General features: G+C 49.8%; 22 protein-coding genes. 16 read left to right on the top strand and 6 right to left on the bottom strand.

The features are described from left to right. The coding region (locus B3A20_RS07790) for a hypothetical protein (RefSeq protein ID WP_290763323.1) at positions 1-623 on the bottom strand (623 nt) is incomplete at its 3' end. Positions 624-772: 149 nt separating this feature from the next. On the opposite strand from B3A20_RS07790, the gene B3A20_RS07785 reads away from it, so the two are divergent. Beyond that, positions 773-1,435, top strand: coding sequence for a DNA alkylation repair protein (locus B3A20_RS07785; RefSeq protein ID WP_173562071.1), 663 nt, complete (start codon positions 773-775; stop codon positions 1,433-1,435). A gap of 413 nt (positions 1,436-1,848) precedes the next feature. Here the strand turns inward: B3A20_RS07785 and B3A20_RS07780 are convergent, their stop codons facing one another. Then, positions 1,849-2,883, bottom strand: coding sequence for a radical SAM protein (locus B3A20_RS07780; RefSeq protein WP_290763322.1), 1,035 nt, complete (start codon positions 2,881-2,883; stop codon positions 1,849-1,851). Between the two features lie 356 nt (positions 2,884-3,239). On the opposite strand from B3A20_RS07780, the gene B3A20_RS07775 reads away from it, so the two are divergent. The 11 genes from B3A20_RS07775 (at position 3,240) to B3A20_RS07725 (ending at position 15,024) form a co-directional block, all read left to right on the top strand. Further along, positions 3,240-4,703, top strand: a complete 1,464-nt coding sequence (locus tag B3A20_RS07775; RefSeq protein ID WP_290763321.1) for an esterase — start codon at positions 3,240-3,242, stop codon at positions 4,701-4,703. An 87-nt stretch (positions 4,704-4,790) separates the two neighbouring features. Next, a complete protein-coding gene (locus B3A20_RS07770; RefSeq protein ID WP_173562077.1) occupies positions 4,791-6,209 on the top strand; it encodes a hypothetical protein in 1,419 nt (472 codons plus the stop codon). 29 nt (positions 6,210-6,238) lie between these two features. Beyond that, the gene (locus tag B3A20_RS07765; RefSeq protein ID WP_290763320.1) at positions 6,239-7,705 is read left to right on the top strand and encodes an ATP-binding cassette domain-containing protein; all 1,467 of its coding nucleotides are present in this window, start codon (positions 6,239-6,241) and stop codon (positions 7,703-7,705) included. A 22-nt stretch (positions 7,706-7,727) separates the two neighbouring features. Continuing rightward, on the top strand, positions 7,728-8,096 hold the full coding sequence (gene crcB, locus B3A20_RS07760; RefSeq protein WP_290763319.1) for a fluoride efflux transporter CrcB: 369 nt from the start codon (positions 7,728-7,730) through the stop codon (positions 8,094-8,096). A gap of 113 nt (positions 8,097-8,209) precedes the next feature. After that, positions 8,210-9,337 (top strand): Mrp/NBP35 family ATP-binding protein, encoded by a 1,128-nt coding sequence (locus B3A20_RS07755; protein WP_290763317.1) that lies wholly within the window; start codon positions 8,210-8,212, stop codon positions 9,335-9,337. Further along, a complete protein-coding gene (locus tag B3A20_RS07750; RefSeq protein ID WP_097021180.1) occupies positions 9,334-9,630 on the top strand; it encodes a DUF971 domain-containing protein in 297 nt (98 codons plus the stop codon). The genes B3A20_RS07755 and B3A20_RS07750 overlap by 4 nt, the downstream gene beginning before the upstream one ends. A gap of 57 nt (positions 9,631-9,687) precedes the next feature. Beyond that, entirely contained in the window at positions 9,688-10,536 is an 849-nt protein-coding gene (locus tag B3A20_RS07745; protein WP_072830344.1) for a sigma-70 family RNA polymerase sigma factor, read from the top strand. 11 nt (positions 10,537-10,547) lie between these two features. Next, positions 10,548-12,269, top strand: a complete 1,722-nt coding sequence (locus B3A20_RS07740) for a tetratricopeptide repeat protein (RefSeq protein WP_290763315.1) — start codon at positions 10,548-10,550, stop codon at positions 12,267-12,269. A gap of 59 nt (positions 12,270-12,328) precedes the next feature. Further along, positions 12,329-14,212, top strand: a complete 1,884-nt coding sequence (locus tag B3A20_RS07735) for a tetratricopeptide repeat protein (protein WP_290763314.1) — start codon at positions 12,329-12,331, stop codon at positions 14,210-14,212. Between the two features lie 4 nt (positions 14,213-14,216). Continuing rightward, positions 14,217-14,642: a septal ring lytic transglycosylase RlpA family protein gene (locus tag B3A20_RS07730; protein ID WP_290763313.1), complete on the top strand. Its 426-nt coding sequence runs from the start codon at positions 14,217-14,219 to the stop codon at positions 14,640-14,642. A gap of 148 nt (positions 14,643-14,790) precedes the next feature. Beyond that, positions 14,791-15,024: a hypothetical protein gene (locus B3A20_RS07725; RefSeq protein ID WP_290763312.1), complete on the top strand. Its 234-nt coding sequence runs from the start codon at positions 14,791-14,793 to the stop codon at positions 15,022-15,024. A gap of 71 nt (positions 15,025-15,095) precedes the next feature. Here B3A20_RS07725 and B3A20_RS07720 read toward each other — a convergent pair whose 3' ends face one another. Together B3A20_RS07720 and prfA are read right to left on the bottom strand one after the other, a co-directional pair. Continuing rightward, positions 15,096-16,148 (bottom strand): N5-glutamine methyltransferase family protein, encoded by a 1,053-nt coding sequence (locus tag B3A20_RS07720; RefSeq protein WP_290763311.1) that lies wholly within the window; start codon positions 16,146-16,148, stop codon positions 15,096-15,098. A gap of 17 nt (positions 16,149-16,165) precedes the next feature. Beyond that, entirely contained in the window at positions 16,166-17,233 is a 1,068-nt protein-coding gene (gene prfA, locus B3A20_RS07715; protein WP_015732162.1) for a peptide chain release factor 1, read from the bottom strand. A gap of 200 nt (positions 17,234-17,433) precedes the next feature. On the opposite strand from prfA, the gene B3A20_RS07710 reads away from it, so the two are divergent. The 4 genes from B3A20_RS07710 to B3A20_RS07695 all read left to right on the top strand — a co-directional run bounded on the left by B3A20_RS07710 (position 17,434) and on the right by B3A20_RS07695 (position 20,971). Further along, positions 17,434-18,519 carry a hypothetical protein gene (locus B3A20_RS07710; RefSeq protein WP_290763310.1) on the top strand — a complete coding sequence of 362 codons (1,086 nt, stop codon included), beginning with the start codon at positions 17,434-17,436 and terminating at the stop codon, positions 18,517-18,519. A 5-nt stretch (positions 18,520-18,524) separates the two neighbouring features. After that, positions 18,525-19,316, top strand: a complete 792-nt coding sequence (gene tsaA, locus B3A20_RS07705) for a tRNA (N6-threonylcarbamoyladenosine(37)-N6)-methyltransferase TrmO (protein ID WP_290763309.1) — start codon at positions 18,525-18,527, stop codon at positions 19,314-19,316. A gap of 110 nt (positions 19,317-19,426) precedes the next feature. After that, positions 19,427-20,167 (top strand): hypothetical protein, encoded by a 741-nt coding sequence (locus tag B3A20_RS07700; RefSeq protein WP_290763308.1) that lies wholly within the window; start codon positions 19,427-19,429, stop codon positions 20,165-20,167. A gap of 6 nt (positions 20,168-20,173) precedes the next feature. After that, positions 20,174-20,971: a hypothetical protein gene (locus B3A20_RS07695; RefSeq protein WP_290763307.1), complete on the top strand. Its 798-nt coding sequence runs from the start codon at positions 20,174-20,176 to the stop codon at positions 20,969-20,971. Here the strand turns inward: B3A20_RS07695 and B3A20_RS07690 are convergent. Both B3A20_RS07690 and B3A20_RS07685 read right to left on the bottom strand, forming a co-directional pair. Further along, the gene (locus B3A20_RS07690) at positions 20,940-22,019 is read right to left on the bottom strand and encodes an SDR family oxidoreductase (RefSeq protein ID WP_290763306.1); all 1,080 of its coding nucleotides are present in this window, start codon (positions 22,017-22,019) and stop codon (positions 20,940-20,942) included. The two genes, B3A20_RS07695 and B3A20_RS07690, sit on opposite strands and share 32 nt — an antisense overlap. Beyond that, positions 21,986-22,672, bottom strand: a complete 687-nt coding sequence (locus B3A20_RS07685; protein ID WP_290763305.1) for an NUDIX hydrolase — start codon at positions 22,670-22,672, stop codon at positions 21,986-21,988. The genes B3A20_RS07690 and B3A20_RS07685 overlap by 34 nt, the downstream gene beginning before the upstream one ends. Positions 22,673-23,004 lie beyond the last annotated feature (332 nt).

The raw sequence follows: 23,004 nt of genomic DNA, 5'->3' as shown, positions 1-23,004 counted from the left end.
TTCTTGCGGGGGCGGCCACGCGGGCGCTTGACCGGCATTTCTGCTGCGGCTTCCGGATGGAGCGCTCTGTTCTTTGCCATGAGCGCCTCGCGGATCTTCTTTGCGCGTTCTTCGATGCGCTGGCGGGCGAGCTCGGCTGCCGATACAATCACGGTCTTTGGCTTGTCGCCCGGTTTTGCGCCGAACGAGCCCTTGAGGACGCGGCCAGAAGGTGGCTTGGGCGGTTCCGAGATGACACTCGTGAGCACGCGCTTCGGAGCTTCAACCGGGGCTGCTTTTTCAATGATTTTCTTGACTTCAGAGTCTTCGGCCTTAGGTGCGGCGTTTGTGGCGATTTTCTTCAAGATGCTCTTGATTTCGGCATCGTTTTCGGCTTCGCGCTGTTTTGCACTTTCGGGCTTGTTGTACTTGGCCACGAGCGAATTGAACTTGGCGTTTTCGCTCTGCTCTTTGAGCTTTTGACGCTCGCGCTTGGACGGGCGCTTTGCGCCATTATGCTTTTTACCGATAAATTTTTTTTCTTTGCTTTCCGAGTTACGGATGATTTCTTCGTCGGAAAGACCACGCAGTTCAGGCGGGACTTCAGTGATTTGAAGAGCCTCTTTTTTTGTGGAATCAGTCATGATTTCTGAGTCTTTAAGCGGTTTTTAGCTTTGTCAAGGTTTTTTTTGCACTTTTTTTGCAAAAAATTCATAAAAAAATTAAAAAAATTTGAAAAAAGTGTTTGTCAAGGTCTAGAAAAAAAATTCTTTATGGACTATTTTTGGTGTACATGCTTCGGTTTACACAAGAAATATCTCTCGCTCTGCGCTCTATCGCTAATGAAGAAGAAGCGCATGAAATGTCTAAGAAGGCTAGGGAGCAATTTGAATTCCTCGGAATCAGATTGGTTCCCCGTCGTGAAGTCACGTATCCAATCTTCGACAAGTACCCGCCAAAGGACGGGGATGAACTCGTGTCGAGGGTCGAGGACATGTGGGCTCAGCCGTATAGGGAATTCCAGTATGCGGCTTGTGACTACCTGTTCCGCCATCGTGCGCTTCTCGGTGGCCAGCACCTAAATTTCCTGAAAAAGCTCATTAAGACTAGGGCTTGGCGCGACACTGTCGATACCCTCGCTTCTTGCGTCTTGGGAGATTTGGCGCTCCGCTTGCCTGCTTTGCGTACAAAAATTGCCTCTTGGATCCGCGACCCGAACATCTGGGTCCGCCGCAGTGCAATCATCTTCCAGGTGCAGTACAAGGACCGCACGGACTGGCCGCTCTTGCGTCAGTTCTGCCTCACTTGCGCCAAGGACGACGATTATTACATCCGCAACGGCATTGGTCGTGCGCTTTCTGAATACGCACGCATCAACCCGACGGAAGTTCGCCGCTTTGTCCAGGACAACTCCTTTGCCGAACAGACCGCCCAGGAAATCCTGCGCCTCATCTAAGCAGGGCTTTGGCGGGCTGCAAAATTTGCAATGAAAATTGCGCAAACCTCGGCTTTTAAAGACTCTCGAAAGAGGGTCTTTTTTTGTATTGTCATGCCCGCCTACCTGTCCTCGCTTGACGGGGACGAGCGGGCATCTCCCTTATTTGCTTTTCTTTTCGGCTTTTGATTTTTCCTTTAGTGGAAAGCTGAATTTGCCTTGAAGGACGCAACCTTTTGCCCCAGGGTCGCATTCCTGTTTGCGTTTTTCGCAGAACGTTTCGTTGAGGTATTTACATTCCCAGCTCATAAGAATCTCCTTCTTTAAGTGAGTTTGTCATGCCCCACGTTGATGGGGCATCTCCTTTAATTTAAACAAAAAATGGGCAAATAAGCCTATAATTTTGAGTGAGAATGGTCTAATTAAAATTCGCCTTAGTCAAAGTTTAAGCTTCGGCGGTAAGGGGTGAAGCCGGCGTTTTTGATGAAATTTTCGGCTTGTTCGATGGTCGTGAGCCCGTGGTTCTTAAGCACGTTCTCTTCGATGACGATGCTGTTGATGTCATCGGCGCCAGCGTGCAGCCCGAGTTCACCGAGCGAAAGTCCCATGCCAAGCAGCGAAACTTCAATGTGCGGGACGTTGTCGAGGTATAGGCGGCTGAGCGCAAGCAACTTGAGGTATTCGTCGCCGCGAACGTGGCGGATGGGGAATTTGTCTGTCTGTGGCTGGAATGTCCACACGACAAAACTCTTGAAACCGTGGGCGATGTCCTGCGTTTTTCGCACGTATTCGAGATGTTCGATGACTTCTTCGGCGGTTTCGGCACTGCCGATGACGATGTTTGCGCTGCCGGGGAGGCCTTTCTTGTGGCAGGCTGCAAGTGTATCGCACCATTTTTGCGCGGGGAGCTTTTTCGGGCTCAGGATTTGACGCATGCGGTCGGAGAGAATCTCGGCGCCTGCACCCGGAACGGAACTGAGGCCTGCATCCTTGAAAATGTCAAGCAGCTCGTCAAGTGTTATGTTGTTGAATTCCGCAATGCGGACAAGTTCAACTGGCGAAAAGCCGCGCACCTTGACGCCCAATTCCTGCGTGAGCATCTTCAGAATGTCGGTGTAATAGCTGAGCGGAATTTCCTTGTTGACGCCACCTTGCAGAAAAATCTGATCGGCGCCTTTGGCTTTTGCTTCAAGCGTTTTTTGGCGGATTTCGTCCAAACTCAAGACGTACGCTTCGGGGTGTTTTGCGGGGCGGCAAAAGCTGCAAAAACTGCATGTTACTTCGCACACATTCGTGTAGTTCACGATGCGGAACGCGGTATAGCCCACGCGGTTCCCGGGGAGCTTGGCCTTGCGTACAGTGTCGGCGACCTCGACGACTTCTGTCCACGGCGCATTTTTCAAGATTTCGAGCCCTTCTGCCGGCGTGAGGCGCTCTTGAGCGATAGCTTTATTTAACAAGGAATTCATTGATTAAATAATAGAAAAGGTTTTAGGTTACAGGTGTCAGGTATTAGGAAAAAAAACATGCACTTTGTGCATCTGTATAAGGCGGTTTCGTCACTAATAATAATCTAACTCCTAATCCCTAAAACCTAATGCCCCATTGACTAATTGTCCACGAAACCACTTCTTTGCTATGTGATAACGTTCACATTCGGGGATATATTATAGTTGGGTTCAGTTAGGAAGAACACTGGTGTGTTCATGCTTGGTTTTACGTGCCACGCTGTTGTGTGGTGTTTCTCCTTGCATGCAAAAAATCAGTTTGGAGGACTTGTTCCCATCGGGAAAAGAGTTAGGAATGATTCAAAAGGAGAACGGGTATGAACCACCTCAGTTTAAAATGTGCTGCAATGGCGCTTGCTTTTGCGGCTTCTGCACAAGCTTTTACTGTTACAGGTAAAGTAAGTGATGAAAGCGGTAAGGCTATTGAAAAGGCTTCCGTAGAACTTGTTAAGAACGCGCTCAAGACAACGACCGATTCCAAGGGCGAATTCAAGCTCTTCAAGGAAGAGCCGAAGCCACAGGATTCTACAAGTGCTATTCACTCTATCGCTCGTCCGATGCTTGGCTACGTGAGCGTTGTGAATGGCGTGCTTTCTTATTCTCAAAGCACAAATGAACCGGTGCGCATCCAGGTTTTTGATGCGGTGGGTTCCCGCGTCTTGAACGAGACTGTTTACGGCTCGGGTACGCTTGACATGCAGTCTATAGTGAAAGCTCAGGGCTCTTATTTTGCACGCGTGAGCGTCGGTAGCGCAAAGAGCAATTTCCGCTTTACCTCTAATGGCAATTACGGCGCATCTTTTGGCGAAGCTGTGGCACGCGGTCTCAAGAAAGAAGAAGCGGGCGATGAACTTCGCGTGATTGCAACGGATTATGATACGCTTACGGTTGCTCTCAGCAACTTAGACACAAACGTTACGCTCAAGCTCAAAAAGACGGTCAAGCAGCCGGAATACGCTTACGGTTGGGGCCTCAAGAACGATCCTGTACCGACTCGTGGTTGCGGCAAGGATACAAGACTTGATTACAAGTATCGTGGCGACAAGCCGTATATCGAATTCAAGTGGAGCAAGGGTACGCGCACGGTGCGTCTTGACATCCCGAAGAGCTACGACAAGAACAAACCGTACAAACTCATTTTCGGTATGCAGTGCATGGGCGGCTGGGCCGGTGGTGTTCAGGATGAAGGCTACTATGGCTTGAAGCAGTTTGACAAGGATGAATCGGTCATTTTCGTTGCTCCGGAAGGCAATGGTAACCAGGCCCCGTGGGCACAAGACGACTACTTGCTCTTTGATGAACTTCTTGCATACCTCGAAGGCAACTTCTGCATTGACTCTTCTCGTGTATTCTCGACGGGCTTTAGCTATGGCTCCATGTTCTCTAACGGACTTTCTTGGAACCATCAGGACGTGCTCCGCGCTGTTGCCGTGTACGAAACTGCTGAACGCAACATTTGGCTCCCGCAGCGCAAGAAGATGGGCATTGGCTGGATGGGCGTGCTCGGTTTGCAGGATAACCTCTGCACTCCGGTCATGGGTCGCGCAGCTCGCGATATCATCTTGGAACTCAACTCCGAAGGTGGCAAGGCCAAGAACGAGCGTGCTCAGGAATATGGTGGCAACGGTCCGCACGTTTGCTATGACTACACAACTGTCGAAGAACGCTTCCCGGTTCGCTGGTGCACGCAGAACGGCGGCCACATTTGGGACCACAAGGATCCGGGTCAACGAGAATCTTGGGTACCGAAGACCACTTGGGACTTCTTTAACAAGTTCTAATATTTAAAATTCTTTCCTCCTCACTAAGCTCCCGGTGTAACAGCCGGGAGTTTTTTTGTATTTTGTTAAAAATTGAATTGGATAAAAATGAAAAAGTCGCTGAAAATTCTGCTAATTGTTGCTGCTTCGTTTTTACTTGTCGTAGCATTTTACGGCTATCATTTGTTCCGAGCGATTTCTTTGGATCCGGACTTTTACTTGTCGGGTGATGGATCTGGTGGCTCGGAAAGTGCGCTGAGTATGTTGTTTTTTTCGCAGAATTTACCGAAGGGGATTGTTTGCGGGACGTTGCCAAGTCATTTGAGGGCTGAATATTTGGAACCGAAAGAATTTATGGAAATTGGAACCGCGGCGGATTTCTTATTCAGAACGCATGATGAATCTGGAAGGCGTACTGGATATGAGTTGTCGCAACGATATGAAAAGGATTCCTTGGATGGGGAACTCCGTTCAAAGTGGGGCGAGGGAACTGTAATTACCCGATATGTAAAAGAAGACAGTTGTTTCCGACTTTCAAAAGAGATTAAGGCGGAAACTGCGGATTCTGTTGTTTCGTTGAAAACTAGCCTTTCTGGGGACTCAAGTTTGTATGTGGGTAGGCGCAAGAATGGAATCGTGACGGAATGTGTTGCTTGCAAGTGGCATGACGGACGTTGTGACGAGGTGATTAGCGAAAATAAAATGGAGCTGGATCCTGTTTCTGGAAAATTGCTTGGTTATGCATTCAAGACACGCGAAACTTATGTCGAAGGATCCTTGTATGTAGGCAATGAATTCTATGCGGATAAAATGTTGTTTGATAGCTTGCAGCGCCTCGTTGAGTATGAATATGGTGATCAGGTTTTTCATTATGAATATTCCTCGAACGATACTGCAAATTACAGCGTGAATATTCTTGACAAGTCGGGGCGCAAGGTCGGTTTTTACAAGAGAAAGCTTAAGGAAAATCGCGAAACGGTTCAATACGGAACGGACCGATATGAAGAGGAAATTAATCGTTATTTCGAGGATGGAAAATTAATTAAGGAAACTTCGGAAAAAAACAACTTTTATGAGTCTGTCGTTTCTCGGATAAAGCTGTTTAATCCAGCGGGCGACGAGGTGCTGGATTCAGCTTTTTATGAAGATTCTTTTTTGCCTGGATTGCGGTTTGATCCTCATGCATTTATCGTTAGACACGAATATGATGAAAACGGAAAACTCAAGACTTATGAACAATTTCAGGAGTCTTTTGTGAAAATGTTTCCGTTCATTTTTGTTCCTGTAAAGAAGGAGTCGAGAAAAGAAGTCGGGAAACTTAAATTTGATTACGATGAGGCTGGGCGTTTAAAATCGATAACGGATGAAAGCGAAGATGAAAATATGGCGTTGAGATATAGCTTCCCGTTTGCTATGCGGCAGATTGTCTATTCGAAAGGGAAACTGGAAAATTTCGAAGAATGCAAGGAACCGTACGATCCCCTTAAGCGATTGAAACCGAAACGCCGCACCCCGAAGCAAGAATAATTATCCTCGCTTTTTCTATCTTTGGGCGCATGGAATTCAAGCGCTTTGAAGCTCTGATCGAGATGTTTCCGCAGGTGCAGATTTTTAGCACCGAGGGCGAAGATCTTGACCGAGTCATTACTCATTTTTTGAATCAACGTGAAAATGTCTCCACGATGTCGGAGGCGATGCAACGTAAAATCCAGCAGGCTTTGGCCCCGTTCTTCCAGCAGCGTTTTATCAGCTTGCACGATGCAGAGGCTCCGCTGGTGCGTAACCTGCTTTTGGACAAGAAGTTTTTTTTGCAGACGGACCGCTACATTGACGATATGGCGTGGCCGCTGACCGATCCGGAAAAGCTTGGCGAGGCTTTGAACATCGCTGACCTTGCCGAAGGGATTCTTGACCGCAAGTTGTTGAGCCTTTCGAACGGCGAACTTCGCCGAGTGCTCTTGGCCCGCATGTGGATGGAAAAACCGGAATGGGTTTATTTCAATGACTTGTTTGGTGGGCTTGATCCGGAGTACCGTGCGCACTTGGCAGGCTGTGTGGCTGACCTTGCCAAACGCCCAGGCTTGAAAGTTGTGGTGCGCCTCGCTCGCGAAGATGAACTGCTCCCGGAAATTCCAGCGTTTGTTTATGCAGACAAGACGTTCACGCAGTATGCGAGTGAACTCCCGAAAGCTGCTGCAACTCCGAAGTTCAAGAAAGCCGAGCTTAAGGATTATGAGATTGTCGATTTGAGAGGCGGCGCGCATTGTCATCCTGAGCAAACGAAGTGCGTCGAAGGATCTCAAAAAGCTTTGGATTCTTCGACTTCGCCTAACGGCTCCGCTCAGAATGACACGGATGCAGAAATCCTCTTCGACCTCAAGCATGTGAATGTTCGCTTTGGCGATACGGACGTTTTGAAGGACCTCAATTGGACGGTTCGCAAGGGTGAACATTGGGCAGTGATGGGCGAGAACGGTGCCGGCAAGAGTACGCTCCTCGGCATGCTTACCGCAGACCATCCGCAGATTTACAACAACGACATTACGCTCCTTGGAGAACGCCCGGGGCATGGCCTCAACATCTGGGACCACAAGGCAAAACTCGGATTCTTCTCGCCGGAACTGGCGCTCCAGTACCGTGAAGACTTGAGCCTTTTGGATGTACTTTGCACAGGCTTTACGCCGAACCTCTGCCGCGCCGAGAACATCACGTGGGAAGAGAAAGCCAAAGCCCGTGAATGGCTGAACTACTTGGGCTTTGAAGATACGTCGATTTCAATCCGCAAGATTTCACCGATTGACAAGCGCCTGGTGCTGATGGCCCGTGCTGCAATCCGCCCGCCGAAAGTCCTTTTGCTCGACGAACCGACTCAAGGTCTCAAGGGCGAGTATCGCGAAAAGCTGTTCCACCTGTTGCAACTGCTTTCGACGGAAACGACAATCATTATGGTCAGCCATTACGAAGAAGAATGGCCACCTTGTATGACGCACCTCCTTAGAATGCCGAAATTCTCTTTGAATTAGACGTACACAAGAAGGTCCCGAAATGAATTTCTTATTCGTTGCTCTTGGCGGTGCTCTCGGTAGCGTGTTGCGCTACTTCTTTTCGCTTGTGATTCCGAAAGCGGCCGGGTTCCCGTGGCCGACCTTTGTCGCAAACGTCTTGGGCTGCCTTTGCATCGGGATTTTTTCGGGACTCTTCCTCAAGTGCGACTCCCTTTCGCCAAACCTCAAACTGTTCTTGGTGACTGGCTTTTGCGGTGGCTTTACCACGTTCAGCACTTTTGCGAGTGAAAACTTGGCGTTGTTACAATCTGGGAAAATCGGGATGTTCGCGGCTTATGCGATTGCAAGTTTTGTATTCGGCGTTGCCGCCTGTGCCGGTGGAATTTACTTGATGGGTTACAACCGATGATGGGCGTGGCTGCCTGCGATTTATTAAATTAATAAAAACAAATAACCACATACCTCAATGCGTGCTTGCGAGCGATTCCATAGCTCCAAAGCCCGTAGAGCCGAGCTGTAAAAATGCAATTGAATGAGCAAAATATTTTAAGCGCCTTGCGTGCAGTCCAAGATCCGGATTTGCACAAAAATATTGTAGAACTAAACTTTGTTCAAAACCTGAAAATTGAAGGCACGAAGGTCTCCTTTGATTTGCGCCTCACGACTCCGGCATGCCCGATTCGCGACCGCTTCAAGGACCAGTGCATCTCCATCGTGAAAAGCCTTGGCGCCACCGAAGTCGAAGTGACGCTCACTTCTTCGCAGGGTCGCGTGGGCGATGACAATTCCGCGGCTAAGGCTCCGCAGAATTCGCACATTGGTGAAGTAGCGCATGTGATTGCTGTGGCTAGTGGCAAGGGCGGTGTGGGTAAATCGACCGTGACGGCGAACCTCGCCATGGCGCTCAGCCTTTCTGGTGCTCGCGTGGGTATTCTCGATGCTGACATTTATGGCCCCTCTATGGGTCTCATGTTCGGTATTGACAAGGCTCCTGAAGTTTTTGAAGACAATACGATTGCACCCGTTGAGGCAAAGGGCGGCATCAGCATCGTCTCCATGTGCATGTTCGCAGACTCCGACAAGGCGACCATCTGGCGCGGACCGATGGTTTCGCAGATGATCCAGCACTTCATCCACCATGTGCGCTGGGGCAAGCTCGACTACCTCCTCGTGGATTTTCCTCCTGGAACGGGCGACATCCAGCTCACGCTTACGCAGAACTGCCCGATGGCTGGTGCGGTCGTCGTGACGACTCCGCAGCAGGTGGCTCTCGCTGACTGCCAGAAGGGAATTGCCATGTTTGATAACGTGGGCGTCCCGGTGATTGGCGTTGTCGAGAACATGAGCTACTTCATTTGTGATGAGTGCGGCAAGCACCACAACATTTTCCCTGCCGGTGGCGGTCAGAAAATTGCCGAAAAGTGGGGCGTACCGCTTATCGGTAAAGTCCCGATGGAACCGGCTGTTGCTGACTGCGGTGACAGTGGTACTCCGGCCGTGCTCCGCTACCCGAACTCCGAATCGGCGAAGGTCTTTATGGACGCTGCCGAAAAAATGGTTCGCACGCTTTCTGTGTTTGAATCCGAAGGCGATGGAGTCCTTAAAAACTTCAATTACGATTTTGAACAACTGCCGGTGGAGGAAGTATGATCCAGCCAAAGAAAGTATTCAGGACAAAAGAGGGCAAGCTCGGTTTTGAATGGAATGACGGCAGCCGAGGCGCTTGCGATGCCCGTACGCTCCGCTTAGCTTGTCCGTGCGCACTTTGTGTGGACGAACATACAGGCGAAAAACTCCTCGACGATTCGACTGTTCCCTTGGATGTAAAGCTTGAACATGTCCAGTCGATAGGCCGTTATGCTGTCGGTCTTTCTTTTAGCGATGGTCATCGTTCGGGTATTTACCCGTATGATAAACTTAAGGAATTGACGAAATCCGCATAAAAAACCATATTTGAAAAAGTCGAAGACGGTTTGTCCGAGATAAGAAGGTGTTGCTTTATGAGTGATTTTAACGAAGCTCTTTATTTTCGTGACTTGAATAGGTATCCTACGCTGACTCCGCAGGAGGAATCGGCGCTGTTGAAAATTATCAAGAACGGTGAAACCGAAGAAATTCGAAAGTCTGCCTTGCAGCGCCTTATCCGTGGCAACTTGCGATTTGTGGTGAGTGTCGCCCGCAAGTACCAGGGGCGCGGCCTCTCGCTTTTGGACCTCATCAACGAGGGTAACCTCGGGCTATTCAAGGCGGCTAAGCGCTTTGACATGGACAAGGACGTGAAGTTCATCAGCTACGCCGTGTGGTGGATCCGTCAGTCCATCCAGAAGGCTTTGTTCGAACAGGTGGGCGCAGTCCGCATTCCGCCTAACAAGCTTGCCTTGGTGAACCGCTTCAAGCGCGCCTTGATGCAGAATGGCGGTGACTACGACAAGACCATCTCGATGGAAGAATTTGCTCCTTACGAACGCGACATCGTCGAAGTTATGGAAAAGATTGTCGATATTTCCCTTGATGCTCCGATTGGCGACGATGCCGGAGTCTCCAGTGCCGATTCTGTGAGTACGCTTATGGATGTGCTCGGCAGCGACGGCAACCAGGACGAGGACATGGAACGCGAAGAGCGCAAGAAGCTCATCCAGGAAACGCTTTCTTCACTCCCGCAGCGTGAAGAAGAAATCCTCCGCATGTTCTACGGCCTCGATACGGTCGAAGACACGACGCTCAAGGATATTGGCGAAGACTTGAAGCTCAGCCGTGAACGCGTCCGCCAGATCAAGAACAAGACGCTCCGTCGCTTGCAGAAGAGCAAGGAACACAAGGAAAAACTGGCCGACTTCCTGGAAATTTAATTGGAACTCTAATGTCGAATCCTTCATCTGCGCCTCGTACTGCCGCGTACCTCTTTTTGATTTTTTTCTTTGGGGCGCTGCTTGCGTATGGCGGATTCAAGCTTTATAAAAAATATGGACCGTCCAAGACGGTCGTAGGGGAAATCCCGTTCGGGCTTGATGCGGGGACCTCTGTGCCGAATGGCGATGCACCGAATTTCAAGGCCGATGTCGAAAGGCTGCCGGTGCAGGCTCAGGCCGAATTCCGCCGTGCAGGCGAACTCTCGCGTAGCGGGGCGATTAAGGCCGCTTATGAGATTTACGATGCGCTTGTGCTTTTGTACCCGAATGTGGATGCCGCAGTCTGGGGCGAAGTCAATACTTTATTCCACATGGATTCCGTAACGGAAGTGATGCGTGACCGCGCTGAACTCTTGATCGGGCGCCTCATGGCGCGTTACCCGAATACGGGCATCAGCTTTTACTTGGACAGCCGTAAGTCGCTCCTTGCAGGGAACTTGACTGTAGCCGTTGAACTTGCAAAGATGGCAAGCTCGCGTGCTCCATCCATTTATGAAATCAGACTTTGGTATGCGGAGCTCCTGCTCAAGAATTCGAACATGAAGGATGCTGCAAACGAATGCCGTGCCGCTATCAGCCTTTCTTCGGGCGATTCGCAACGTGCGTTTGAGCTTTTGGCGAAGGTTTACCATGACGAAGGTGTGTTGGATAGTGCCGCGCTCGTGATTGATTACGCTTTGACGCAGTTTCCGCTCTCTTCGGAGCTGATGCTTTTGCGCGGTTACCTGGCCGAATACAATGGCAAGTTTGACGTTGCCGAAAAGACGTACCAGCGCATACTCGCTTTCCGTCCGGATTACGAAAAGGCGCGCCGTGCGATGGCGACGATTGGCGAAAAGACCGCCCCTGGCAAGAACGGCCATTATGCGGGATCTTCTCGTGACCGCGCCCAGGTCGCTTGCGATATTCTCGCGCCGCTGGTGGAACGTTATCCTGAAAACTTGCCGCTCCGCGAAGCTTTGGGCACCGCCTATATCAAGGCCCACATGTTTGACATGGCCCGCCGCGAGTTCAACTACATCCTCAAGAACGACCCGGAATATCCGGACATCAAGTCCCGACTGAACGAGCTCGAACAAGTGCGCAAGGCTGCCATTGAGGAATACAACAACGGCTTGACTGCGAACCTGAACCGCGCCGTTGATAGCCTCCGCGGCACGATGATGCCCGAAAAGAAACACGACTTTTCGACTAAATTAGGTCATTATCTTGTTCGCTATGGCGCCTCTTCGCAGGAATTCTTTAGAAAGTATTCCATGGCTAATTTTAAACAAGTGAAACGATTTGTCTGGCAGGAATCATTCTATGAAAATCCTTACCATCACACTTACACGGTCGTCTTTGATTCGCTGAACCGATTTAAGGAAGTCCATGTGGTCGTTTTTGATTCCGCTTCGAATTCGAACCATCTCGGCGTTGCCCCTGAAATCTTTACGCGACTCTTGAAGCAAAATTCCAGAATTTCTGGCATTAGCAATAACACGGGCGAGACGGATTGTGGCGATGGCGTTATCATGGATGCTGCCGTCTGGGAAACTCGCGACAACTTTGAAATTCTCGCCCGCATCGTCGGAAAGCCTGCCGAAGTGCGCATGGTTCGCCTCGATCGCAAGACTTTGCCGCCTTCGGGCCTCAAACTTTGCGATTATCTGCCTCTTCTTATGGAATTTTAGCTCGTAAATATCTATTTTATAGCTATATGTTCCGTGCTCGTTTTTTAGCTTTAGTTCTGTTGGCTGCATTGTTGGAAGGCTGCACTTGCTGCGCCTACCTGAATCACATGTTCAATGCAGAACGCCTCTATGACGAAGCGACTGAACTGCGTACCGCACGCCTGGACAGTGTCCCGGATGAAATGCAGTCTTATGCCAGCGGTGAAGAAGCGCAGAAATACGAAAAAATCATCGAAAAGGGCTCCCGCGTGCTGGAACGCTTCCCGAAAAACAAGAAGCGCACTGCCGAAGCCGTTTTCCTCATTGCGGAATCTTACAGGCACAAAGCGGACTGGCCAAAAGCCATTACCAAGTACGACGAATACGAACGTTACTTTGCCGATAACGATTCCATGCGCGCCGTGGAATACCAGCGTGCCTATTGCCTCTATCGCAACCAGGAATTCAACATCAGCCGCTTTGCGTTGGAACCGGTAATTGCTGATAAAAATCACCCTTACTATTTCCAGGGACTCAATCTTCTCTCACTTTTGGACGAAAAGTCCGAGGCTCCGGAACAGGCTATTGCCGCCCTTGAAGCCGTGCTTGCCGATACGAGTGGAACCCCCTACCTGAAGGGCAAGGCTCACTTCCGCCTTGCAGGTCTCTATTACAAGATTGAAAATTGGGACAAGGCGCACGAACATTACAATGCCAAGGAAATTGAAAACCTGAACGAACGCGAACGCCAGACGGCGGGCGAGCAGTCGGCGGAATGCCTTGTGAACAAGAAGGAATACCTCAAGGCCGCAGACGAATTCAAGGCTCTCTACAAGGTCGAGGCTTACGAAAAGGACCGCTCCAAGTATCTGGTCCGCATTGGCGAAACGACTCTTTTGGCGGGCCGCAATGCCGATGCTTACGTGATTTTCAACAAGGTGAACACGGAGTATCCGAAGACCGAACAGTCCTCGCGTAGCTACTTCGACATGGGCGACTACGAACAGACCAAGACCATGAATTACGAGCTTGCCATGTCGTATTACGATAGCAGCTACATCGCAAGGTCTATCAGCGAGTATGGCCAGAAGGCTCGTGACCGCCGCACGGCATTGAGGCGCCTGGTCTCGATGCGCGACCGCAGCGAAGAAATTCTCGCAAGCAAGGATTCCGTCCCCAACATGAAGGCGTTTTTCAAGAATGAATTCATGATTGCCGAGTTGTTCCTGCTTAGACTCTCCGAAGCGGACAGCGCTATTGCTAGGCTTACGAACGTGATTGAAAAATCCGATGATACGGCTAGCGTCATGCGAGCCTCTTATGCAAGGGCTTTTATTTATGACGAGTTTTTGCACGACCCGGATACTGCAGAGGAACTTTATAAGGAAGTTATCGAAAAATATCCGAATACCGATTACGCCAAGCAGGCCCAGGCGAATATCGGCATGCGTGTGACGATGAAGACTCGTGAAGACGAGGCGCGCGAACGTTATATGGCCGCAGAAAGTTTGTGGACAATTGCTTCTGAAATGCCGGTGAGCAAGATGGATCAGGTGGATTCCGCATACGCGAATGCCTTTGTCGCATTTGACAGCGTCTATAAGGATTATCCACAGACGCAGTCGGGGGTGCAGGCACTTTATATGAAAGCGATTTATTTCCAGATGTCGCCGGAACGTCAGGACAGCGCTATTGCAATTTACCGAACACTTCGTGACCGGCATGGACAAACGGCGTGGGGTAAGCGCGCCGCCTATGTGCTCAATACACGACTTACGATGACCGAAGATGATTTGGCCAGGTTGCGCACTCGTACGGCAAAGACCATCGAAAACTTGGAAAAAAATTCTGCAAGGTATTACGAAGAATTACGCGCGAAGCCCGAAGAAAAGAAGGCTGAAATCATCAGTAAAGAAGACGAAGTTCTCGAAAATACGTACAACAGTATGTACGACTTTGAATAAGCGTATGAAATCTCGTTTTTGGGCTGTTGCGTTTTTGGGAATCCTGCTGGCTTGTTCCGGATGTTCTGGGGCTACGCACCGCAAGGGCTATGTCCGCGTGACGAAGGCAACGCGCGTGCAAAAGAAAGCGGAAATTGGCTACACGTTTACGGGAGACGCAAGTTATTACGGTAAGGGGTTTGACGGCAAGAAAACTGCCAGCGGAGAAATCTTTGACCGCGATGCTTTTACATGTGCGCATCGGTCGCTTCCGTTTGGGACAAAGCTCAAGGTGACTCGCATAAAGACGGGCGCCTCTGTCATTGTACGTGTAAATGACCGCGGCCCTTATGCGAAAAGGCGCGTACTAGACTTGAGCGAAGCGGCTGGCAAAAAACTCGGGCTTGATAAGGCGGGGCATGCCGAAGTCAAGGCGACTGTTGTAGAATAGTTGTTGCGAGCGTAAATGCCGCGACTTGTCATGCCTGCCTCTGAGCAGGCATCACCTTTTTTTTACGACATTTCTTAAAATGTCATCTTCTGACATTTGACGATTCTATATTAGTGCTCGTAAGAACACTAAGTCCCAAAGGTAAAAAATGAATCGCAAAGTAAAGGTGAATAAGCATGTAGTCGAAATTCCGGAACAGTCCCAGTGGGATCCGTCTCCGTGGGATTCCGGCTTTTCCATTTTTAAGCGTCGCATTGGGGAACTGATGCAATTAAGCGGTAACAACGATAGTGCCATCGATGACGATGACTTGATTCCGTATTACCGCATGGGTGAAAGCGAAACGTTCGTGCTCTCTGCCCTCGGCTGCGCTGTGTGCTAAAACACGGCTAGAGCTGCGGGAATCTCCGTTGCTGTCATTCCCCACTTGATGGGGAATCTCCAATGTTGTCGCTACTTTGCTTTGTAGCTTACAAAACGGACGTTGTTGCAGAAGTCCTTGTGGATTCCCGTGAATTCGAGCCACGGATACTTTTCGGCTTCGGCTTTGAGCATTGCACCCTGTTCCGACCCGATTTCGAGCAAGATAGATGCGCCCGGCTTGAGCTTGCCTTCTGTCTGTTGCAAAAGTTTGCGTACAAGGTCAAGTCCATCGGCACCGCCGAACAGTGCGAGTGCGGGGTCGTATTTTGCGACTTCAGGCTGGAGCTTGTCCTTTTCGCTATCCGGAATGTAGGGGAGGTTTGCAATAAGGCAGTCAATTTGCGGATTGGCTAAGGTCGCTGAGTTCCTGTCCTCGCTTGATGAGGATGCCGAAGCGCCGACGACATTTGCAATAACATCTGCGGTGACTGCGTTCAGCAAGTCGCCCTGTGCGAATGTCAATGTGCTGGAGTTGCTTGTAGCGCCTGTCGAAGCGCCCGATTCGGTTTGTGAGCTTGTCGAAGGGGCCGAAGCGGTAGAGGCTGTCGAGGTAGCTGCGCTTTGTTCTCCAGAATTCCCTGCGAGGTTGTTCGCTTCTGCGTTTGTACGTGCTAGTGCAAGTGCGTCTTCGGAAATATCAGTGGCGAGAACGCGTGCTCCCTTGATTTCCTTAGCGCAAGCAATCGAGATGGCGCCTGTGCCAGTGCCGATTTCGACGATGAAGGGGTTGTCGATGCCCTTGAGGCAGTCTGCCGCCATGTCCACGAGCGATTCTGTTTCCGGGCGCGGGATAAGTGCACGGCGGTCGCACTTGATGATGAATCCTCGGAAGCTTGTATCGCCGATGATGTGCTGCAGCGGCTCACGCGTTGCACGGCGTGCAACCATCGTGCGAAGCACGTCCAGCTCCGCTGGCGTGAGCGGCTTCTCGAAGTTCAGGTACAAGTCCATGCGGTTCTTCATCTTGAGACCGTAGCTGATGATGTACTCGGCATCGAGACGTGCGTCGGGAATGCCCTTCTTTTCAAAGAAGACCTTGGTACGGTTCAAAATTTCAAGAACGGTCATCTGCGGTTGTGGCATTGGACTTACCTGACCCCTTACGCGTTGAACTTTCCGAGCTTTTCCTGGGCGTTTGCCATCTGGAGACCGTTGATGATTTCATCAAGATCGCCTGTGACAACCTTGTCCAAGTTGTAAACGGTGAGGCCAATGCGGTGGTCTGTCACGCGGTTCTGCGGATAGTTGTAAGTGCGGATCTTGGCAGAACGGTCACCAGTACCCACGAGGGCCTTGCGGTTTGCCGCTTCTTCCTTTTCCTTCTTCGCGATGACGGCGTCAAGAATCTTGGAACGCAACATTTCCATAGCGTGGAGTCTGTTCTGCAACTGGCTACGTTCGGTCTGGCAGCTCACCACCACACCCGTCGGGATATGCGTCAAACGCACGGCGGAGTCCGTCTTGTTGATGTACTGACCGCCAGCGCCCGAAGAACGGTAGGTGTCCATGTGGATGTCTGCTTCGCGAATTTCCACGTCGACTTCTTCAGCTTCCGGGAGAATAGCCACCGTTGCTGCAGACGTATGCACGCGGCCCTGCGTTTCCGTTTCCGGCACGCGCTGCACTCGGTGAACGCCACTTTCGAACTTGAGCGTTCCATAGACGCTGTCGCCTTCGATGAACACGCGGATTTCCTTGTAGCCACCCACCGTGCCTTCGCTCAAGTCTTGGATAGTCATCTTCCAGCCCATCTTGTCGCAGTAGCCGCGATACATGCGGAACAAGTCGCCTGCGAAAAGTGCTGATTCGTCGCCACCCGTGCCGCCGCGAATTTCGAGAGTCGCATTGCGGTAGTCCCACGGATCCTTCGGCACCATCAAAATCTGGAGTTCGTCCGTCACTTCGGGGAGCTTCTTTTCGATTTCCGAAATTTCGGCCTTGGCCATCGCGACCATTTCCGGGTCGGAATCGCCGAGAGCGGCCTTGTATTCGTCAAGGTCGTCCATCATTTGCAGGTATTCCTTGGCTTTTAAAACAGCCTTTTCGATACCCTTGTACTGCTTGTGAATCTTGTTGTAACGAGCCTGGTCGCCGAGAACATCCGGGTTGCCGAGTTCCGATTCCAGTTCTTCGTACTTTTCAATGAGTTTTTTAGCTTTATCTTTCATCGTGCGCAAATTTAGAAAATTTCAAGATAATCATACTGTTTGCAAGGCTTCAAGAGCCGATATTGCAGGTGAAGTTCCCTTGCTCTATGGAGAACGCAAATGGAAGAATTTGCTCTTGTTTTGTTGATTTTTCAATCCAGCTTTTTTATATTAACGTGTTATCGGGTATGGCGCTTTTGGGCTGCAAGAGAGGATTGTAAATGTTTAAGTTTGGTGTTTTTGCCGGATTTGCCGCATTTTTGAGCATGTCAGTCTTGGGGTGCTCCGAGGATTCGCCTACTCAATCTAAGGATAACTATAGCGAGCAAGCGGAAAATCATCTGTCATCTTCAAAAGAGGAATCGCCAGATTCCGTGGATTCGCAATCTTCAGATTCTAAAGAATTGTTGGAAGTAGAAGCTGTAACCACCTCTAGTTCCTCTTCTCGCATGTCGCAAGATAAAATTGAGAGCTCGTCTTCGCGTACATCGCAAAATAACGTTGTAAGTTCTTCTTCTCGTAATGCCTCTAGTTCTTCATCGAGCCGTGCTGCAAGTTCATCGAGTTCTAGTGTTGATGACAAATCCTACAGCTTGTATGGCGGAGCTTCGTATAAAAGAGTGAATGTGGTTGCTTCCAATGCCGATGAATTGGAATGTGATGACAAAACGAAAATTGAAGATTTGAAAGGCTTTGACGTTGCGTACGAATTTAATTCGCCCTATGACTTGGGACGTGATTATCTTGGCGACAACAACGCATACCAGGACGATAAGGTGTCGGCGATATCGGCAGAATGTGGAAGCATTGTTTTCGATGGGTCCAATGGTTTGCATATCCCTTTAAGTGAAACTTTTGAAAGTAGCAGCTTTGTTGTCGAAGTGCGTTTTATGCCGACTAAAGCCGGAAACATGGCGAATATCTTTGTTGCTGAACCACCGGGAAGAGAAAAGGACGGCTGGCAGTTGCGTTTGGATGGTTCTGATATTTATTTCCATATTCGCGATGTCGAAATTCGTGATACTTGGGAAGAGATGAAGGTTGGCGCCGTTTCCATGGATGAATGGCATGTTGTTCGCGTTCGGTTTTTCCCGACAATGTCGGCTGTAACGAAAAAGACGGTTTACTCGTTGAATGTCGCTCTTGATGGCAAAACTCGTATTGCAACAGAAATCAAGAGCAAGATGGATATTGGATATGGCCTTGGTATTGGCTATGATTCCATGTATCAGGACTTGCATGCCGACCGATTCTTTACCGGAAAAATAGACTACATCCGGTATGGAAGGATAGCTGAAGGCAAGTAATTGCAATGACTCCTATCGGTACGTTTTACGGCGATGCCGTTTACAAGTATGATGCTCCTCGCCAGGGGCGTCTTTTTGCTGGGCATCCGGGCCGTATTGAACTTTCTTCGGGGCGAAATTTTGAGATGGCGCTCCGCGACTTGGAAGGCTTTGAACGCATCTGGGTGATTTTCTTGTTCCACGAAAATGAGGGCTGGCGTCCAACAACACGCCCGCCTGTACCGCCCAAGGGCAAAGACCGCGTAGGCACTTTTGCAAGCCGCAGCCCTTACCGCCCGAATCCGATTGGACTGAGCTGTGTGAGACTCCTCAAAATTGATGGACTTACGTTGTTTGTAGATGAAGCCGACCTTTTGAATGGAACGCCCGTGCTCGATATCAAGCCGTACATCCCGATGGCCGATGCGTTCCCGAAGGCAAAGGCGGGGTGGGTTGAAGAACAAGTGGGGGAGTTGTGGACGGTTGAAATGTCAGCTGAGTTTGCTGAACAAAATCGTTGGATTGCAGAGCATAGTGCATTTGATTTGGAAAGCTTTGCTCAGGTGCAGTTATCTCGCGGAAATTTCTCCAAAGATGTCTTTGACAGCTCCCGCCGTCGCTTGGCTGTTGATGAAAATTCTAAAACGGGTGTGCTTGCCTACCGCACGTTCCGCATTCACTTTAGCTATGATGAAACGGCACGCAAGGTTTTGCTTTTGCGTGTTTCAAGCGGTTATTCCGAAGCTGATTTAGCTCCCGGTGCTGAAGATAAGTACGGTGACAAACAACTTCACCGAGACTTTATTGCGAAATTTTAATCGTGATGTCATTCCCGCCCCCTTGTCATTCCGGACTCCGTTCCGGGAGGAATTTCCGTCTTATTGAATTTGTTATATTTAGCTCAAACTAAACGTTTTTTATAAGAAATATGAAGAATAAACTTATTGCACTCTTTATTTTGTGCGTTGCTGTAATTGCAAACGCTCAGTCTGTCCCTACAATCGGCAAATCCGCCCCGCGTGAACACCGTGGGTTCTACAATAGCACGTCTTTTGGCATTGCCTATAACTGGTTTGACAATAGCCTTGACGATACAGATAAATACCAAAATCGTCAGCGTCATGATGTTGAAATCTATGAGTACAATGGATATTCTTTTGCGCTCGGTGAATTCAAGTTCGGTGTCGCCATTGCTGATTTGGTTGCTTTCCATACCGTTTTTAATGTTGGGCTCTTTATGGGAACTGTGGATTACAGCAATGAAAGGTATCAAGAATACTGCACTGAAGCCGGGTGCGTCAATATGGCTCAAATAGATGGTATAGATGATCCGACTTCTAACGATGCATACAACTTTAGAACGTATTTTGGCTTTGGTGCGACCTTCTATCCGTTCCGTGACAAGAATTCTCCGATGAACGGATTCTTTGTCGGCGCCTCGTTGGGGTATACTTTATTTGTGGCTGTGATCAATGGTGGCAATGATAGTGCTACCGGTAATGGCGGCTTTGGCTTTGAATTGGAAGCGGGCAAGGAATGGTGGATCAATGACCATTATGCGATTGGCTTTGGAGTTGGCTTTGCCCATAGTAGCTTGGTTTGGGAAACCGTCAAATCCCATAAGTCCGATAATGTACTGTCGCTTTCTTTCCGTATGACGCGTGGATAATTGACGATGAAAATGTTTAAAGTATTAATCGTTGCATTAATTGCCGCGTCGGTGGCTTGGGCTCAAATGTCTGAAGTAAATAAGCCCGCGGTTCCTTGCGAACATCGCGGTAGCTTTTTCAGCGTTGGCCTTGGCTTATCTTATATGAGTTTGTCCAAAGATGAATATGTTTCGCATCGTAGTGAAGATGGAGATTGGGATAATCCTTCGCATAGATATGTTGTAAAAAGTGTTAAATATTGGGGACCTAAAAGACATTGGGAATTTAGCGGCGCTGAAGCTCCTTCGCTAGATTTAAGGTTTGGCGGAACAATTGGAAATGTCGTCGCCTTGTATTTTACTTTTATGGGTGGTCTTTATAGGGGTACAGCGGTACGTGAAGAAAATAATATTGAACAATATTATCTCCCCGATGCAAATGGCAATTTGATTTTTCAGTCGGAGAATAGCAAATCTTATTACAGGCGTGAATTTGATGCGATAGCCGCTTATGGCTGGTTTGGTGTCGGTTTCTCCGTTTATCCGTTCCGCGATCCATCTTCGCCGTTGAGAGGACTTTATTTTGGATTCTCCGGTGGTCTTGATGCTTTAGGTGTTCGTGTAGAAGACAATTATGATGACGTGGCGACGGAAAGTTATTTCTTACGCTATGAAGTCGGGAAGGATTGGTGGGTGAGCGAAACGTGGTCGATTGGCGTTGCGCTCTCATTTACGAATGTTGTCGGATTTGAAGACGACTACTATGGTAGCGATGGCGGCGGCCGCAAGGCGGTTACGCTTTTGTTCCGCTTAACTCGTGGATAAACCCTGTATCTACGCCGTTCACAAGCAGGTTCGTAATAGCCTCGTCGCTCCCCATCTTGCTTTTGTCTGTGATATTGCGACCAAAAGTCTTGTGCCAGTCGAAACTGTCGGGGACGAGCCTGTCGAAAGCGGGCCAAGGCTTGATGAACCCTGGCGGGAGGAGCTTGTAAAGCTTGCTCGAATCAATGCTGATGTCGCCGACGCGCGGAGGCATCGGGCCTCCTTCGATGCGCGGCACTCCGTGGAGGAGTTCGGCTGGGTAGCCTCCGACGGCGTTCACGATTTGCCCGACATTGTAAAGCGAAACGCGACGCGGACCGCCGCAGTTGTAAATGCCTGCGGGGAATTTGTGCTCCAGAATGTATTGTACGGTGCGACAAAGGTCCGGACCCGAAAGCGGGTTGCGGTATTCGTCGGTGAACAAGGTCGCCGGGCGGCCGGGGCGGAATCGGTACGTAATCCAGTCGATGGCGCCGGCGCATCCGCCGGGAGCGTAATCCATCGGGAGCGGCACGCGGAGAATCACCGCGTCTGGCTTGATGGCGGTAATTGCATCTTCGGCTTCGGCCTGGTGCTTGCCGTAATTGTGGATGGGGTCTTTCGGGTCGGTCTCGACGTAAGGGCGGCTCGGTTTCGTCTTTTCGTCGCCGCTAAAGACCATGTCGGCAGAAATGCGGATGAGGGTCGCGTTGTAGCGGGCAGCGAACGTGGCTGCATCGACGCCTTGGCTGTAGTTCAAAAGGCGGCTGCGGGCGGGGTCGCATTCGCAGGCCTTCAGGGCGCAGTTGCCACTCGCGTCAATGACTGTGCCGAAGTGGAACCGTTCAAAAAGTTCGCCCAATCGTTCTGTTTCTTCGGCATCTACGCCAAAGACGTTTTCGCCAAAAACGCAGGGATGCTTGATAGGGCGAACGCCGATAACGCCCGGCACATTCTCGCGAACGGTCACGCTGCCGTACAGTTTGTTGAAGTGCCTAAAAAGCGCAAAGCCGGGAACGCCGTTTAGCCCGAGGATTAAAATCGGGAGGCGGATTGCGATAATTTCCACTTGAAGTAGCCTGCAATTTGAAGCGGGTGATTGAACGTGCCGTCGGCGACTTTTGCCTGAAATTCTTCGTCCGTGTACAGGAACGTCTCGATGTCTTCCGTATCGTCAAAGCTCGTTTTGCCCAAGCGTTCCACGCCATCGATAAACACCACATGAAACTTCCCGCGATGCCTATCCGGATTCACAGGAAACGAACCGATATAAGTTACAGAATTTGCTGTGTCATTCTGAGCGGAACGTAGTGGAGTCGAAGAATCTAGACTCGTTCGACTCCGCATCTTCGGTGCTTCGCTCAGGGTGACACTCTCGTCTCTCGTCTGTAGCCGCATTGCGGCGTTCTCTCGTCTCTCGTCTAAAACATACCCGCATTCCTCTTGCAGTTCCCTGACTGCAGCTTCTTCCGGCGTTTCGCCTTTGTCTATAATCCCCGCCGGAAACTCTAGCGCAATTCTACCCGTTCCGTGGCGGTACTGCTCTGTCATGACCCACTTGCCTTCCTTTGTGCGAGCAAGAATCAAAACCCAGTCGGGTTGCCACAACGTATAAAAGTCTTCGATGACCTTGCCGTTCGGCAGTTCGCACGTTTCTTTAGCGACCTTCAGCCACGGCGCATTTACTAAAAATTCCGAATCCAGCAGTTTCCACGGTTTCATACCCTCAAATTTAGAAAAAGCATTGTCATTCCCGCCAGAGCCTGTGCTGCCTGCACTGAGTTTAATCGAAGTGAGCGCAGTCGAAGTAAGCGGGCACCTCCTTTTCGTTATACACTGTCATGCCCGCCACTGAGCGGGCACCTCCTTCTCGTTATACACTGTCATTCCCCGCTTGACGGGGAATCTCCTTCTCATATTACATCAGGATTTTATCAAAAAACAGTTGACTGATAGCCACTAACCAGAAACTATGGCCATCCGCCAGTGATTCATCTGTAATTATAAGTGATTCATTAAATTTTAAAAATTTTTGAAATTTGCAAAATTTGCAT

The organism is Fibrobacter sp. UBA4297 (assembly GCF_002394865.1).
GTDB lineage: Bacteria > Fibrobacterota > Fibrobacteria > Fibrobacterales > Fibrobacteraceae > Fibrobacter.
Note: the sequence above shows the minus strand (reverse complement) of the source record. Positions and strands in the feature narration are given on the sequence as shown.